We start from the raw sequence: 15,017 nt of genomic DNA on the forward strand, positions 1-15,017 counted from the left end.
GTCATCCCCGGGGCGGGCCGTAATTCCAGCCGTTGCGCTCGCCCTCGTCGGACATCTCGGACAGCACGGCCTCACTGGGCAACTCGGTCCGCAGGACGTCGCGAGATATCTGCTCGGCTGTCGGCCGGTCAACGGGGCGGCCACGGTCTTGTTCCTCGTCGTCGTAAAGGACGGAAGCAACCAGGTTGGGCGCATAGATCCATTGATGGCGCGGAACGCTCCAGAGCACCGCGCGGAGGGTCTGCTCGCCGGGCTGATAGGCGACGAGGCTGGTGATGGTCGATCGATCGTCGCTCCGCAGGATCGCCTTGTAGCTGAAGCCTTCCGTCATTCGATCAAGCCCATCCCCTCGAGGCCGGGTACGTCGTCGCGTCCGAGGCCACGCCGCTGAAGTTCGGTTTCGAATGATATGCCGCGAGCTTGAAGATCCATTTTGTACTGAGAGAGTGTGGCCGCTTCTGACTGGAGCCATTTGGCCAGGGTGGTCACCTTTTCGTTGACGTCAGTGATCAGGTGCAGGTCGGGTGGCCGATGAGCATAGATTTCGAGCTCCTTGTTGATCGCGATGATGTCGAGGAACGCGCTCACTCGCTTGTAGGCCGGCTCGGTTCCGAGGCGCACGATCTCGTAGTAGTCGTGAGTCCTGCTTCCTGCCGTTTGCGATAGCGGCGTGGGGAACTGGACCTCGATCCGGAACCCCTCCGGCGTGGTCAGCCAGATGTTGAGACCGTTGTGGCGCCCATGGTTCGCCCAAAAGTTTGCGGCGCTTGTGCGTTCGTAGCCGCGTTCACGGAGTCCGGCGAGTACCTGCGTGACGGTGCGGCCGTAGTTCTCCTCAGGCGTTTCGACCGAGAAGCGGACACGATCTTTCACACGGTTGATGAACTCGTCGAGTCCTACGTTCTCGGTCTCGTAGGCCTCCAAGAACTTCCTGCTCAGACTCTCGACCGATTTGACGCGGTGTTCCTCGCCGACAAGTCGCGCTGTGCTGTGGTCGAGGGCCTGAACCACTGCCCCAAGATCGTCGGATACCCGTTGGGCTACGAGGTCAGCCTCGGTTCTCGTAGCGCTGAGGAGTGTCTGCTGGTCGGGCGTCAGTAAATCGAAGGCCGGCCGTATCCCACCGTGATCAGTTCCCGTCGGGGGCTGGGCGGACCAGGCGCCGGGGGCGTGGTGGGGAAGGGGGGTGGGGTGGCCTGAGGCGTTTACTACCAAGGCTTCCAGGGAGACGACGTTGATGGGGGTCGGAACTCCGTGGTGGTGGTAGAGGGGGGCGTTCTCGGAGATTCGGCCGATCTGGGGGTCTACGTAGAGGACTGTGCCGTTCTGGTTCAGGGCGGCCCAGGAGTGGCTTCCGCCGCCTTCCAGGTCGGTGATGAGGAAGGCGTAGGAGCCGTGGCCGGTGTTCAGCAGGTGGTTGGTCAGGTTTTGTACGGCCTGGTCCATGGCGGGTTTGGCCTGGGTCGGGTCGGCGTCGCCCAGGTGGGGGCACAGGTTCTGGAAGTCGCCGCCGGTGGCCAGGCGGATGCGGTTGATTCCTTCGACCTCGCCGCCCAGTGGGCGGTCGGGGTTGCCGTTCGCGTAGGCGTCGAACGTTCGGGGGGCCGACACCCGGGGGCGGCCGTGGATGTAGGTGTCGAACAGGGCCAGCGTGCCGTCTACGCAGTTCAGGCCCCTCGTCGGGTCGGCTGCGGGGCCGCCGTCGTTGGCCAGGCGGAACCAGGTGCCCTCGCGGGGGTCGGGTAGGCGGGAGACGTTGCCGTTGCTGTCTCGGGGGACGGCGTTCTCGATGTCGGTCTGGTGCACGGCCAGTGGGGGACGCAGGCCGCCGGCCGAGTTGTAGTGGCGGGTGCGGTCGATGGGTGGGCGGCCGGCGAAACCGTCCAGGGCCGAGCGGTCGCCGGTGCGGACGCCGCCGGGGGCCAGGTGGCCGACGTCGTTGTTGATGCGGGCCCATTCGGGTGGGTCGACCTCGACCCGGTCGGGGGCCAGCGCGCCCGAGCGGACCTGGGTGATCTGGTCCTCGATCTCGGCGACGATCTCGCTCAGGCTGAACGCCTGGCGGCGGTCCTGGGCCTCGCGCAGCGTGAAGCCGGCCCGCGCGGCCTGATCGGCGCTTCGGCCCAGGTCGAGGATGCGGGCGCGGTTGTCCTCGGCGATCGATCCGAGATAGGCCGCGTACTCGTCGCGCCGGTTCTGCTCGTGGGTCTCGCGGGCGTGGGCGGCATAACCGAAGTACGCCCGCTCGTCGCGGATCTCCGGTGGCGGGGCCGACCGGGTCGTGGGGGTTTCAGGCTTGCGTACGGGGTTCCGGGGCGCCGGGCGTGGGCCGAGCGCGTCGGCGATGCGCTCCAAATCGGAGAGTGGGCTTCGCCGTAGGCCGGGCGCGGCCGAGCCGGGGGTACCGAGCGGTCCGAACACCCCAGCCGGACCGATGCCGCCGGTTGAGGTCAGCGGTGGGCCGGCGACTGGTGTCGACGATGAAACCGGCGCCGTCGTCAGCGGGTCGGCGAACGCGACCGAGGCAGCTAGTACGCCCGACCCGTCCGACACGGAAGGCGACGGTGGTGTCAACGAGAGCGGGGTCGGGGACATCGGGTCGTGGGGGGACGGCGTGAGCTGCGGATCAACAGACGTAGACGTAGACGATGGGGGTGGGGATGAGGGCGTCGCGTCGATGGAGGGCGGCGTGAGCTGAGTGTCGACGGTCGACAAAGTTGAGGACGCGGGGGTTGGGGACGGGGAGGTCGGGTCGTTGGGGGACTGGGCCTGCGGTGAGGGAGTCGCGCTGAGCGAGGGGGTGGACGACTGGGGAGCGTCAGGGGTTGTCGTGGAGAGCGAGGGGCCCTGCTCTGCGATTGGTGACGGTGTGGCATTCGCGGCCAGCCCCTCGATGAGGGCGCTCCCGCCGGATAGATCAGCGCCTACCGTCGTACTTCCAAGAGGTTCGCTATTGGCCGAACTGGGCAGCGAGGCGGCGTCGAAACCTTTGAGATGACCGATGTCGATCGACGAGGGCATTCCGTGCAGGCCCGCGCCGACCGCGCCCGAACTGGCGGACTTGGCGATTCCCGTCGCGTCGGGCAGTTCGCCGAAAGTCGCGGCCGCGCCGAATTCGGCCATGACCTCGCCGCCGGCGCCGCGCATCATGCCGCCGTGTCCGTGCGAGCCGGCGTGGGCCCCGGTCGAGGCGGCTCCCCCGGCGAAACCGGCCAGCGCGGTCCGGCCCAGATTCTCGAGGTCATAACCGTCGGAGCGCCCGGTCGACTGCTGGTACGTCTGAATTCCGCCATTGATCGCGATCTCTTCGCGAGCCTCGTCGAAGCCTTCGTCGAGCGCTTGGCGGCCCAGGCGTTTCAGGCCTTCGCGGCTGGTCACCTGTTTGATCGCGCGACCGGCGGTCTGCTTCAGGGCCTTGGTGCCGAGCTGCTCGACGAGGCGGCGGAAGATCTGCTGGATGGCGAGGCGGGTGGCGACGATGAGGCCGCCGGCGGCGGGGGATGCGACGCCCAGGGTGAGCGCGACGGTGACGGCCATGCCGACGAGTTCGATCAGGAAGATGCCGATCTCGATCCAGGCTTCGATCTTGGCGGCTTCGAGGTCGGCACCGCAGCCTTCGACGAGTTTGCCCAGCTCACCTGAGACGCGCAGCAGGTCGTGGAGCGGCGCGTTGTCGTCGCCCGCGACCATCTGCCAGGCGTCGGCGAAGCCGTCGGCCGTGATGCCCGTGCCGCCGTAGCCGGAAAGGAACCGGCCGGCGGCCGAAATCGCGGCCTCGTTCGGCTCGGCCAGCGACGTGGCCAGGGAGAACCAGCGGTCGGCGACGTCCCAGGTGGCGACCTCGTTGCCGGCCGGCCAGTCGAAGCCGACGACCCACTCGAGCGCCTCGTAGGCCCAGGCCGGCACGTCGAACGGGCTGAACTCGAGCGGGTGGGGAATGGGACTCGGCAGGACAGTCATGATCGACCCCGGTACGTCGAACGGATGCGGCCTGCGGCGTCGGCGTCGGCGGCCAGGTTGTCGCGGACGGACAGCGCGGCGGCGTCGCCGAGCCCGGCCAGATAGGTCGCGAGCTGTTGCCACGCGTCGAGGACCTGCTGTTCGAACGGGCGGTAGTGCTGGTCGAAGGACTTCCCGTAGTCGTCGCGGCCCCACGGGACGGTCGAGCTGGCGGCCGCGATCTCGGCGCCGGCCCGGTTGCGGCGCGCGCCGAGGTCCTCGCCGGCCGCGCTCAGGGCGCGCGATCCGGCCAGGGCTTCCTCGGCGTCGAGCCGCAGCCGGGCGTCAGACATCGCGGCCGGCCAGGTCCTGGACGATCTCGTCGGACCGTCCGAGCAGCGAGCCGAAGTTGTGGTCACGCAGATAGCGAAGAGTGCCGGAGTCGGCCGGGAGATAGTCGGCCATCAAAGTCTGAATGCGTTCCGCGGCCTGCTCGGCGGCAGTGTGGACGGTGGTCACGATCGTCCGGGAAACGTATTCGTTGTCCATGTTCCGAGTCGCCCGGCGAATGAGCCGCAAATCGATCAATTCGCCGCGCGGCCCGACCGTCACGCGGACCAGTCCGTCGGTCGAAACAACGGTGACGCGGACGTCGGCGAGGCGCCTTTGAAGATCGTCCAGATCGGACCGCAGACGCGCATACCGCTCGTGCACCTCTGTCAGTCGGTCGCGCAGTTCCCGATTCGCGTCGCGATTCGCCGTAACAGCCACCGGGTCACACCCCTCGTCCGTGTCGGGACTTTGCGTGTTCGGTTAACTTCAATCTGCGAACGTCGCCACGGGCGATCGGGTTCAGGACATCGGGAGGGGAGGGCGCGATGATCACTCGAGCGGAGGCCGAGGCGATCGCGGAGCGCTGGGCGCGCAACGAGTCCGAGCAGCGCGGTTACGGGTGTGAGCCGATGCTCACCGAGTTCGACCTGGGTTACGTGATCTGGACCAAGCAGCCGGCCACTGTGCTCTCCGTGCCCGGCGACGGCGCACGCACGGTGATCGATCGAGAGACGGGCGTCCTGTCCACGTGGCCCGGAGTGCCGCCGGACGAGATCGCTGCCATCTATCGCGACCGCCGTCCGAGCCCGCCGGGAACGGTGGATCCGGCGGTCGCGCTACTCCGGTTGACACGGCGCCGGCCCACTCCGACCACGATGGCCCACTTGACTGTGGGTGAGCGGCTGTTCCGGGCTCAGGGCGCGAAGGGTGACCAGCGGATCACTCACCATCAGTTGGTGATGGACCGGCTCGGGATGCTGGGCGCGGAGAGTCAGGTGCGCGGCGTCGAGCGGCACGCCGAGTTGATCGCCGTCTCCGACGCGCTGCACGCGGCCACCCGCACGCGCGGGCGTGAGATGGGGCTCGACGACGCGCGGGCCTGGCTGACCGGGGCCGAATTCACTGCTTTTCTCGTACGCGACCAGGGTGATCCGGTGGGCGGGGAGGAGCACCGGCCGTGCGAGACGTGCATCAGCGTGCTCGTCGACCTGGCGGTGCTGCCGTGGTCGGACCGGGCGTTCGTCAGCGAGTGGCGGCACGGTTCCGATCGGATTCCGGTGGCTGGGCGGTTCCCGCACGAGGTGGCTCGGACGCTGGCCGGCGGCGGGTGGATCGGGGCGGGCCCGGCCGCGGCGGCGATCGAACGGGCGGTCGAGGCCTCGGGCGGGCGGCTGCAGGCGTTCGAGGCGGCGCGGGCAGCGGTCGCGGACTTTCCCGGGGTGCGCTGCGCGCGGCGGGGGCCGGGGCTGCGACGGGCCATTCGGCTGCTGCGGCTCGACCCGGAGCCGGGGGCCTACGCGGTGGCCGCGCTGAGCGAGTTTGCCGAGTTCACGGGCGTGCCATTGTTTCCGATCGGGATCGAAGGGGGCGACGCGGTGGTGGCGATCGACGAGCTGGCGCGGGTGTTCGTTTTTGATCAGGGTGGGGAGTGGTTCGTCGGCAGCACGCTCGATGAGGCGCTGACCGGGTTGCTCACGGGTGACGGGCCGGCGCGGCGCGTGCGCGACGACGGCACGTGGTGAGCGCGGGTTGACCTTGGCGCGGCCGGTGGCGCGCGTTGATTCTGGCGCGGCCTGTTGTGGGCGCGCGTTGACCCCGCCGCCGGCCCTTGGCGGGCCGGCGGGCGGTGGTCAGTGCTTCCTCAGTCGAACAGGTTGTGCAGGAAGCTCTTCTGGCGGCGGTAGTGGCCGTGGTGGCCGCGCCGGTAGTGGCCGTGGTGGCCGTACGCGGGGGCGTGACCGGGGACCGGCGCCGGCGGGTAGCCGTGCGTCGGCTGGCCGTAGCCCGGCGCGGGCGGCGGAGGCGGCGGGGCGTAACCACCCGGCTGCGGCTGGCCGTAACCCGGCTGCGGGGCGGCGGCCGGCCGCGGGGGCGGAGCGGACTGCGGCGGAGCCTGACGAGTGTTGTAGCTCGACTCGGCCTCGAACAGCTTTTCCAGCTCACCGCGGTCGAGGAAGATCCCTCGGCACTCGGTGCACTGGTCGACCGTGACGCCGCTGCGCTCGTACACTCGCATCTCGCCGTGACACTTCGGACAGGTCATCTGCATCTCACAGACGGTACAAGGCCGCGTCATCCAACGGGCGACTTGTGGCTGTGTGGTTCCTGTGTGCCGGGCGCAGGGCGGCCGCCCAGACCATGAACGCGACCGGATACAGCAGGTAACCGAAGCGGGTCGTCGGCATGAGCAGGATCGCCGCCAGCAGACCCCAGCCGCAGATCAACGCGGCGGTGTCGGCGCGGCGTGGGGGCCACCAGAGCATCCGTACGGTGATGACGACCGCCACCGCGGCCAGTAGTCCGAGCGTGAGATAGCGGCCGTGGGGCACGTTCTGTGCGATCAGGTAGCCGGGGAACGGGGACTGGGCCGGGCTGGTGACGAGTCCGTGCCCCAGCGGGAAGCGGATCACGTTCTCGAGGAAGCCGTCCTGGTTGACCTGGAACGGCGGGATCAGCACCAGAATCGGCAGACCGATCGCGCCGGGCAGCAGCCGGCCGCCACGGGCCACGGCCATAGCGAGAATGGCCAGGACGGCGACCACCGGCAACGCGAAGAGTTTGCAGGCGGCGGCCGCGCCGACGGCGACACCGGCCCAGCCGTAACGGTCCGTGGCCGCGAGCGCCAGCGCCAGCAGGCAGAAGGCGAGCACCGGGATGTCGTCGCCGCCGGTGGCCAGGGTGAGCGCGCAGATCGGCAGAACGGTCACTGCCTGCAACGCCCGGACGGTCGGGAACGTCCGCGCGGACCGCAGGACCATGACGGCGGCGATGAGAGCCAGGGCGGTGAACACGGCGAACCAGACACGGGAGTCGGTCCACCAGACGTCGCCGAAGAGGGCCCGCGGAATGCCGAAAATGGACATTCCCGGCTGGTACGGGCTGTAGCCCATCAGACGGTCGGCCTCGGGCAGGGCGGCGATCGTGTCCCGGGAGAGATACGGGGTGCCGTCGTTCAGCAGGCGCTCGCCCATGTGCTCGACGACCAGCACCTCTTCCTGTGCGCGGTCGGTGCGGCCGTCGGCTCGCTGCATCGCCTGGACGACCAGCGGAACGAGCGCGGCAGCGGCCCACACGGCCCAGGTGACGGCGGCCCGACTGCCATTCCCGAACAGCGCGGCGACGCGGCTGCCGGCGCGGCGGCGGGTCAACAGATAGCCGGTGAACTGAAGCGCGGCCACGACGAAGGCACCGGTGTAGGCCCAGACGGCGATGGAACCCCAGGCTCGGTGCGGCAACAGGGTCGAGTTCGTCGCCGTGATCAGTGCAAATCCCGCCGACAGTGCATAAAGCACGAGGTCGACGGCGTAGCCGCCCGCCGCCCGATCGACGCGGGCAAAGAACCGACCTACCCGTCCGAGTGGCGCCGGCTCCCCCACGGGCCGCGCAGCCTTCTTGGCACCCGCGGTCTTCGCCCCGGCGGCCTTGGACGCCACGCTCCGAGCTTCCGCATCCTCGGACGCGGCATCCTCGGACGCGGCATCCTCGGACGCGGCATCCTCGGACGCCGCGCTCTCGGACGCGGCTGCCTGGGATGCATCGGCCTCGGATGCAGTTGCCTGGGATTTGGCGTCCTCGGACGTGGCTGCCTGGGATGCAGATGCCTTGGACGTGGCGGCCCGGGATGTAGCAACCTCGGACGTGGCTGCCTTGGACGTGGCTGTCTGGGATGTATCTGCCTCGGATGCAGTCGCCTGGGATTTGGCGTCCTCGGACGTGGCAGCCTGGGATGCAGAGGCCTCGGAAGCGGCGGCCTGGGATGCAGAGGCCTCGGATGCGGCGGCCTGGGATGTAGCGACCTCGGATGCGGCTCCCTCGGATGCGGCTCCCTCGGATGCGGCTCCCTCGGATGCGGCTCCCTCGGATGCGGCTCCCTCAGATGCGGTTGCCTGGGAGGTGGCGGGCCCGGATGTAGTCGCCTCGGAGGTTGTCAGCTCGGATGCGACAGGCTTTGGGGTGTCGCTCTTGGTTGCTGCGGCCTCGGATGTCGCCCGTTCCGCGGTGGCCGCCGTCCCGGGACCAGCGATCGTGGGATCCTCGGTCCTGGGATTTGCGCTCCCGGGATTGGCGGATTCGCTGGCGGGCGTGCCCTTCGCTGGGGACTCCACGTGACCGACGGTCCCGGAAGGCTTTTCGGCTACAGCGTCGGCGCGGGTTGCAGCGAGCGCTTTACCCGACTTGTCCGTGGACTTGGCGGGCGAGCCGGGCTTAGTTGCTGAAGCGTCGTCGGACGCCGAATCGGGCTGGGTATCGGAGTCGTCGACCGGTTGCGCGCGCAGCTCAGTCGCGGACCCCCCGTCGAGCTCAGGCGCAGAATTATTGTCGGGCTCAGGGCGCCGCTGGATCGCGGAGGTCTTGTCAGGCTTGGCGCTTGTTTCCGTTGCGGGAGTTTTGTCGAACGCGGGGCCCGGCGCCGTCGAGGGTGGACTGCCAAGAGTTGTAGTGCCGACGGGCGTGGCATCCACCTTCGCCGGATCTTCGAATGTTGCGGTCGGCTTGGCGGGCCCCGGGTTCGCGGAATGCTGCGGTGCTGATGAATCGTCCCGTCCCACCGGCGACTCGGCAGCCGAAGGAGTGGCTGAGCTGGAGGCTGCGGGCGGCCGGTCAGGTGACTGACCAGCAGGTTCGGCGGCCGTTCGGGGCGTTGACGGCTCGCTGGTCGCAGGCCGTGCTGCGTCCGCAGATTCCGCCGGCGGTCGGGGCGTTGACGGCTCGCTGGTCGCAGGCCGTGTTGTGTCGGCAGGTTCGGCGGCCGTTCGGGGTGTCGACGGTTTGCGGGTCGCAAGCCGTGTTGCGTCAGCAGGTTCGGCGGCCGTTCGGGGTGTCGACGGTTTGCGGGTCGCAAGCCGTGTTGCGTCAGCAGATTCCGCGGGCGGTGTTGCGGGCTTGCCCGTAGCTTCACCGGCGGCGAGAGGCTTGGCGGCGATCCGGGACGTTTTTTTGGGTTTTGCGCCGTTGGTAGTGAGCGGAAGGTCGCTGACGACGACGTACATGCCGACTTGGGCGCCGGGACCGGCGGGGACTTCGGGCGTGACCGTGGTTGGGGGCTCGGGCGATTTGTCCGCTGAGGGCGGCCGGCTGGGGGCGCTGCCCTCCGGCGTACGCGGGGAAGGGTTTTCGGCCGAGGGCGAGGCGGGCCCTTCAGCTGCGGGTTTGCGCGCCGTCTGCCCTGGTTCAGTCACGCGGGCAAGTGTGGCAGAGCGGATCTGCCCGATCCCCCGGACCGCCGCCGCGACATGCGGACGACTGCGCCACCGTCGTGGAGTGATGCGGCCAGGGTGCCCGGCCGGCCGGCCGTTCCGCGTTGCATCGTGGCCAGCAGGCGGGCGGCCGACATCGGGCGGGCGAACAGGTGACCCTGACCGGCCACGCAGCCCAGACTCCACAGCGCGTGCCGCTGCGGTTCGCTCTCGACGCCGTCGGCGATCACCGACAGGTGCAGGCTGCGGGCCAGGTCGACCGTGGAGCGGATGACCGCCGCGGCCTCGGACGACGTCTGCACGGCACCGACGAACTCGCGGTCGATCTTGAGCTGGTGGACCGGGATGTGGGAGAGCACCGACAGCGGGGTCACACCGGTGCCGAAGTCGTCGAGGGCGAGCCGCACGCCCGCCTCGCTCAGCTCGTTGAGGGCGCGGCCCACCACGTCGAGCTGGCTCAGGGTCAGCGTCTCGGCCAGCTCGAAGATCAAGCGGTCGGCCGGAACGGCGTGCCGGCGCAGGCGGGCCAGCACCGTCTCGGGGAAGCTCGGGTCGAGCAGGCTGCGCGGCGACACGTTCACCGCCACCGGCAGGTCGAAGCCCGCCTCGCGCCACAGGTCGGACGCCTCGAGTGCCTGGTCGAGCACCGCGTCGGCGAACGCCGGCAGCCGGCCCGAGCGTTCCACCGTCTGCAGGAACTCCATCGGCGTCAGGTAGCCGTGTTCGGGGTGGTGCCACCGGGCCAGCGCCTCGGCTGCCGTGACCTCGCCGCTGCCCAGGTCGACGATCGGCTGGAAGTCGACCACGAACTCGTGTTCGGCCACCGCCCGCTGCAACTCGCCGCCGAGCACCAGACGGCTGACGTCGGCCGTGTCCTGCGCGTGGGCGTAGGTGGTGGTCGGCAGCCCGGCCCGTTTGGCCTGGTACATAGCGATGTCGGCGCGACGCATCAGCTCGTTGACGCCGCCGCTGCCGGGGGCCAGGGCGATGCCGCCCGCGGCCTCGACGGTGATCTGCATGCCCTCGACCGTCACGCTCTGTTCGAGGGTGGCGAGCATCGTCTTGGCCCGGTGGGCGGCCAGGGCCGGGGTGGGCAGGTTGGTGAGCAGCACCGCGAACTCGTCGCCGCCGAGCCGGGCCACCAGGTCGCCCGGCTCGGCCGCGTCGGCCAGTCGCCGGGCCACCTCGCGCAGCACGGCGTCACCGGCGGCATGCCCGAGGGTGTCGTTGACCTCTTTGAAGTGGTTGAGGTCGATGAGCAGCAGCGCGGCCACGCCGTCGCCGGAGCGGCCCTGGAACTGCTGGTCGGCGTGGTCGTAGAGCTCGCGCCGGTTGGCCAGCCCGGTCAGCGGGTCGTGGGCGGCGTCGTACGCGTTCTGCTCGTTCAGCCGCTGCAGTTCGGCATACGCGGTGGCGTTGCGGATGGCCGTGCAGAGCGCCGCCGAGAAGGTCTTGAGCTTGTACTGTTCGAACTCGTTGAGCTTGACCCGGCCGTGGAAGCCCAGAGTGAGTAGCCCGGCGCGGTAGCTGTGGTCGCCGGTCTCGAGGTCGGACGTGATCTCGGTGACGTAGGCGTCTCGGCTGGGCCGGGGTCCGTCGTGCACCACGTCGCTGCCGCGGGCCCGCACCACCCGGTCGACCCCGCTCACGGTCAGGTCGATCTCGACCTCGTCGGACGAGAAGACGCGGGCGCCCTGGGTAGCCGCCACGTGCAGCACCTGGGTGAGCTCGACCGAGTTGAGCTCGTCGGTCGTCTTGGCCAGCTCCCGCCAGGAGCGCCGCTCTTCCTTGGTACGCAGCTGGCGCGAATGCCACAGGTGGAGGCAGACGATAAGTAGTGGCACGAAGCCCAGCAGGAGCAGGTTGGCTCCCGTGGCGAGGATCTCGATGACGTAGACGACAGTGGCCAGCCGGACCACGTGCGCGATGAGCCGGTCGCCCAGGTCTTTCCGGATTGCCTGCAGGATCGTCGTGCGGGACGCGACGGCGAAGACCGGCATGAAGACGACCTCGTCGACCAGCGACATGGCCACGTACGCCAGTGCAACGGCGCCGCCGGCGGTGCCGGGCGAGTGGGGCGTCGGCGGGAAGCCGGCCAGGGTCAGCACGAGGCTGGCCGCGCTGATGATCAGCACTTCCTTGGCCAGCGAGAAGATCGCGCGTTGGGGGGCCGCCCGAACCATGATCTTGACGATGGCGATGCCGGCCACGCAGCACAGGACGACCCACGCGTGCGGCAGGAAAGCCAGCCCGACCAGGGTAGGGATCTCGCCCCAGGTGGTGCCGTTGTGGCTGGACCGCACACGCACGTAGACCTTGACGCGGTTGGCGACGGCCGCGCCGACGATGAGCAGCGCGAGAAGCCCGACGTGGGGAACCGGCTGCGGGTGGGTAAACGCGAACCAGAAATCGGCCGCCGCGACGCCTGCCGCCAGAACGACGACGAGACCGATGAGCAGCGAGAGCTGCCGACCGGTCGCGTCGTCGTTGGAGCTGTGGGTATTCGGCAAAGCAGTCGTCCAGTCGCTGAGCGCTTCGGAGGCAGGTCCGGGCTCAAGCGTAAGCAAGCGTGCGCGTTTGCGCACCAACCTCACTCCCAGTCGTGCACGTTCATTGTTCTTCTCCTCGCGGTGTGGACCATCGAGCGGTCCGGAGATTGGAGCTTTCAAGATCTGTGTGTCGCGACGAGAGGAACAATATGCAATGAGAAGTGATTTTGATACCGATTCATGTCGTATTGCGCAGAAACTGATAACACGACATGATTTGACTACACGGCGTCCCGGGTATACGACTCTTAGCTACTTGAGTCGACGTTTTGGGTGCAGTGTCCAAATCGCGGAGCGTGCCGTTTGGCTAACGCTCCGGATTGTCAATGATCGTGTGAAGGTTCCCCGTTTTCCAGCCCCGCCATATGGTCGCTGACCTGCGCATAGATCGCCAACATTTCACGCAAACGAATCGTGAGGAGAAGGCCACTATTGCGCCGCGGAGTATCTCGGGAGTTGTTTCTATAAACTCCCGGTATGCCCGACGAATCCCTGCTGACTCACGTTGACGAGGCCGGCGCCGCGCGCATGGTCGACGTCTCCGCCAAGGCGGTCAGCACCCGCCGTGCCGTTGCCGCCGGACGAGTGATCACTACTCCTGAGGTCGTCGCCCTGTTGCGCGGGGACGGACTCCCGAAAGGCGATGCGCTCGCCGTGGCCCGGCTCGCCGGGATCATGGGGGCCAAACGCACACCTGATCTCATCCCGCTCTGCCATCCGATCGGTTTGCACGGCGTCGTGGTTGATCTCGAGTTGACGGCGAACACGGTCGAGATCACCGCGACCACGAAGACGGCCGACCGCACCGGTGTCGAGATGGAAGCCCTCACCGCGGTGGCGACGGCCGGGCTCACGATGATCGACATGATCAAAGCGGTCGACCCGGCCGCGAGCATCGAGTCGGTTCGGGTGCTTCGCAAAGAGGGCGGCAAGACCGGCGATTGGGTACGACCGGAGGACCGGCCATGACCATGTCCGCGCGCGTGATCGTGGCCAGCAACCGGGCCGCCGCCGGGGTCTACGCCGACACGAGCGGCCCGCGCCTGGTCGCCGGTCTGCGCGAGCTCGGCTGCACGGTCGGCGAGCCGGTGGTCGTACCCGATGGTGAGCCGGTGGCCGACGCGCTGCGCCTGGCCGTGGCCGACGGCGTCGACGTCGTGCTGACCAGCGGCGGCACCGGCGTCACCCCGACCGACCGCACGCCCGAGGCGACCCGCGGCCTGCTCGACTTCGAGATCCCGGGCATCGCCGAGGCCATCCGCGCCCACAGCCGCGACAAGGTGCCCGCGGCCGCGCTCTCCCGCGGGCTGGCGGGCGTCGCCGGGCGCACCCTGATCGTCAACCTGCCCGGCTCGACCGGCGGGGCCAAGGACGGTCTGGCCGTCCTCGGTCCGTTGCTCCGGCACACGGTCGACCAGATCAACGGCGGCGATCACCCTTCGCCGGGCGCGGCTGGATAGGCTCAGCCGGTGAGTATCGACTGGGAAGAGGCACGCCGGCTGGCCTACGAGGCGGGCCGGGCGGCGATCGGCCCGGGCGAACCGGTCGCGTTGCCCGACGCCGACGGCCGCACGCTGGCCGAGCCGCTGCGGGCCCTGACCGACCTGCCCGCGTTTCCCACCTCGAGCATCGACGGCTGGGCCGTGCGCGGCCCGAAGCCATGGCGCCCGGTGGGCCGGGTGCTGGCCGGGGGCGTGGCCCCGCCGCTGACCGAGGACGGCACCTGCGTCGAGATCGCCACCGGTGCGATGGTGCCGGCCGGCGCCGACGCGCTGGTCCGCATCGAGGCGTCCACTCGCGACGGTGACGGCCGGGTGCTCGGGGAGCCCCGTGTGGGTCCCGTGCCGGAGTGGCGCCTGCCCGGCGAAGAGGCGACCAAGGACGAGGAACTGCTGCCGGTCGGCTCGGCGGTCGACCCGGCTGTGATCGGTGTCGCCGCCACGTGCGGCTACGAGTCGCTCAGCGTCCATCGCCGGCCGCGGGCCGGGCTGCTGGTGTTCGGCGACGAACTGCTCACCGGCGGCATCCCGGGCGCGGGTCGGGTCCGCGACTCGCTCGGTCCTCAGGTGCCGGGCTGGCTGCGGCGGTACGGCGCGACCGTCGACCCGTCGGCCGTCGCCGGTCCGGTGCAGGACACCCTCGAGGCGCACCTGTCCGCGGTCCGTGGTGCGCTGGCCGAGGCCGATCTGGTCTGCACGACCGGCGGCACGATGCACGGCCCGGTCGACCACCTGCACCCGGCCCTGACCGAGCTGGGCGCCGAGTACCTCGTCAACACCGTCGCCGTCCGGCCCGGCTTCCCGATGCTGCTGGCCCGCGTGCCCGGTCCCGACGGGCGGCCGCGCTTCCTGGCCGGCCTGCCGGGCAATCCGCAGTCCGCCGTGATCGCGCTGATCACGCTGGTCGCCCCGCTGCTGGCCGGTCTGCAGGGCCGCCCGGCTCCGGTCCTGCCCACGGTCGAGACCACGGACAAGGTGCGCGGTCGCGGCGGCGACACCCACCTCGCGCTGGCCCGGCTCGGCCACGATGGACGGTCGGCGACCCCGGTCGGCCACGTCGGCTCGGCGATGCTGCGCGGCCTGTCGAACGCGCACGGCTTCCTCGTCGTCCGCCCGGGCACCGAGGCCGCGGCCGGCGACCTGCTGCCGTTCCTGCCCCTGCCCCTGCTGACCGGGGAGCGCCCGTGATCGCCACCGCACTCGTGACCGGGGAGCGCCCGTGATCGCCACCGCACTCGTGACCGGGGAGCGCCCGTGATCGCCACCGCACTCGTGACCGG

11 protein-coding genes are annotated in these 15,017 nt (G+C 69.7%); 4 read left to right on the forward strand and 7 right to left on the reverse strand.

Going from position 1 to position 15,017, the window contains the following annotated elements; all coding sequences use genetic code 11:
* Position 1: 1 nt before the first annotated feature.
* Genes M1L60_RS32340 through M1L60_RS32355 form a run of 4 tightly spaced genes read right to left on the reverse strand, consistent with a single transcriptional unit; the run spans position 2 to position 4,710 of the window.
* On the reverse strand, positions 2-331 hold the full coding sequence (locus M1L60_RS32340; protein WP_253241347.1) for a hypothetical protein: 330 nt from the start codon (positions 329-331) through the stop codon (positions 2-4).
* Positions 328-3,960, reverse strand: a complete 3,633-nt coding sequence (locus M1L60_RS32345) for a toxin glutamine deamidase domain-containing protein (RefSeq protein WP_253241348.1) — start codon at positions 3,958-3,960, stop codon at positions 328-330. The genes M1L60_RS32340 and M1L60_RS32345 overlap by 4 nt, the downstream gene beginning before the upstream one ends.
* Positions 3,957-4,292, reverse strand: coding sequence for a hypothetical protein (locus M1L60_RS32350; protein WP_253241349.1), 336 nt, complete (start codon positions 4,290-4,292; stop codon positions 3,957-3,959). The genes M1L60_RS32345 and M1L60_RS32350 overlap by 4 nt, the downstream gene beginning before the upstream one ends.
* Entirely contained in the window at positions 4,285-4,710 is a 426-nt protein-coding gene (locus M1L60_RS32355; RefSeq protein WP_253241350.1) for a YbaB/EbfC family nucleoid-associated protein, read from the reverse strand. Before M1L60_RS32355 ends, M1L60_RS32350 begins: the two co-directional genes overlap by 8 nt.
* Before the next feature lie 107 nt (positions 4,711-4,817).
* Between M1L60_RS32355 and M1L60_RS32360 the strand changes: the two genes are divergently transcribed.
* The gene (locus M1L60_RS32360) at positions 4,818-6,014 is read left to right on the forward strand and encodes an SUKH-3 domain-containing protein (protein ID WP_253241351.1); all 1,197 of its coding nucleotides are present in this window, start codon (positions 4,818-4,820) and stop codon (positions 6,012-6,014) included.
* 119 nt (positions 6,015-6,133) lie between these two features.
* Here the strand turns inward: M1L60_RS32360 and M1L60_RS32365 are convergent, their stop codons facing one another.
* From M1L60_RS32365 to M1L60_RS32375, 3 genes are all read right to left on the reverse strand, one after another.
* Positions 6,134-6,541, reverse strand: a complete 408-nt coding sequence (locus M1L60_RS32365) for a TFIIB-type zinc ribbon-containing protein (protein WP_438862174.1) — start codon at positions 6,539-6,541, stop codon at positions 6,134-6,136.
* 1 nt (position 6,542) lies between these two features.
* The gene (locus M1L60_RS32370; RefSeq protein ID WP_438862176.1) at positions 6,543-7,868 is read right to left on the reverse strand and encodes a glycosyltransferase 87 family protein; all 1,326 of its coding nucleotides are present in this window, start codon (positions 7,866-7,868) and stop codon (positions 6,543-6,545) included.
* 1,799 nt (positions 7,869-9,667) lie between these two features.
* Positions 9,668-12,199 carry a putative bifunctional diguanylate cyclase/phosphodiesterase gene (locus M1L60_RS32375; protein ID WP_253241353.1) on the reverse strand — a complete coding sequence of 844 codons (2,532 nt, stop codon included), beginning with the start codon at positions 12,197-12,199 and terminating at the stop codon, positions 9,668-9,670.
* A 516-nt stretch (positions 12,200-12,715) separates the two neighbouring features.
* Between M1L60_RS32375 and moaC the strand changes: the two genes are divergently transcribed.
* Genes moaC through M1L60_RS32390 form a run of 3 tightly spaced genes read left to right on the forward strand, consistent with a single transcriptional unit; the run spans position 12,716 to position 14,925 of the window.
* On the forward strand, positions 12,716-13,207 hold the full coding sequence (gene moaC / locus M1L60_RS32380; protein WP_253241354.1) for a cyclic pyranopterin monophosphate synthase MoaC: 492 nt from the start codon (positions 12,716-12,718) through the stop codon (positions 13,205-13,207).
* Positions 13,204-13,698 carry a MogA/MoaB family molybdenum cofactor biosynthesis protein gene (locus M1L60_RS32385; RefSeq protein WP_253241355.1) on the forward strand — a complete coding sequence of 165 codons (495 nt, stop codon included), beginning with the start codon at positions 13,204-13,206 and terminating at the stop codon, positions 13,696-13,698. Before moaC ends, M1L60_RS32385 begins: the two co-directional genes overlap by 4 nt.
* 15 nt (positions 13,699-13,713) lie before the next feature.
* On the forward strand, positions 13,714-14,925 hold the full coding sequence (locus M1L60_RS32390) for a molybdopterin molybdotransferase MoeA (RefSeq protein WP_253241358.1): 1,212 nt from the start codon (positions 13,714-13,716) through the stop codon (positions 14,923-14,925).
* Positions 14,926-15,017 lie beyond the last annotated feature (92 nt).

Origin of the sequence: Paractinoplanes aksuensis (genome assembly GCF_024137025.1) — a bacterium.
GTDB classification, from domain to species: Bacteria; Actinomycetota; Actinomycetes; order Mycobacteriales; family Micromonosporaceae; genus Actinoplanes; species Actinoplanes aksuensis.

What these genes read in the sequence shown, in the direction of transcription:
- M1L60_RS32365 (WP_438862174.1), bottom strand. Translation starts at nt 6,541, where the DNA reads ATGCAGATGACCTGTCCGAAGTGTCACGGCGAGATGCGAGTGTACGAG.
- M1L60_RS32345 (WP_253241348.1), bottom strand. Translation starts at nt 3,960, where the DNA reads ATGACTGTCCTGCCGAGTCCCATTCCCCACCCGCTCGAGTTCAGCCCG.
- M1L60_RS32340 (WP_253241347.1), bottom strand. Translation starts at nt 331, where the DNA reads ATGACGGAAGGCTTCAGCTACAAGGCGATCCTGCGGAGCGACGATCGA.
- M1L60_RS32350 (WP_253241349.1), bottom strand. Translation starts at nt 4,292, where the DNA reads ATGTCTGACGCCCGGCTGCGGCTCGACGCCGAGGAAGCCCTGGCCGGA.
- M1L60_RS32385 (WP_253241355.1), top strand. Translation starts at nt 13,204, where the DNA reads ATGACCATGTCCGCGCGCGTGATCGTGGCCAGCAACCGGGCCGCCGCC.
- moaC (WP_253241354.1), top strand. Translation starts at nt 12,716, where the DNA reads ATGCCCGACGAATCCCTGCTGACTCACGTTGACGAGGCCGGCGCCGCG.
- M1L60_RS32360 (WP_253241351.1), top strand. Translation starts at nt 4,818, where the DNA reads ATGATCACTCGAGCGGAGGCCGAGGCGATCGCGGAGCGCTGGGCGCGC.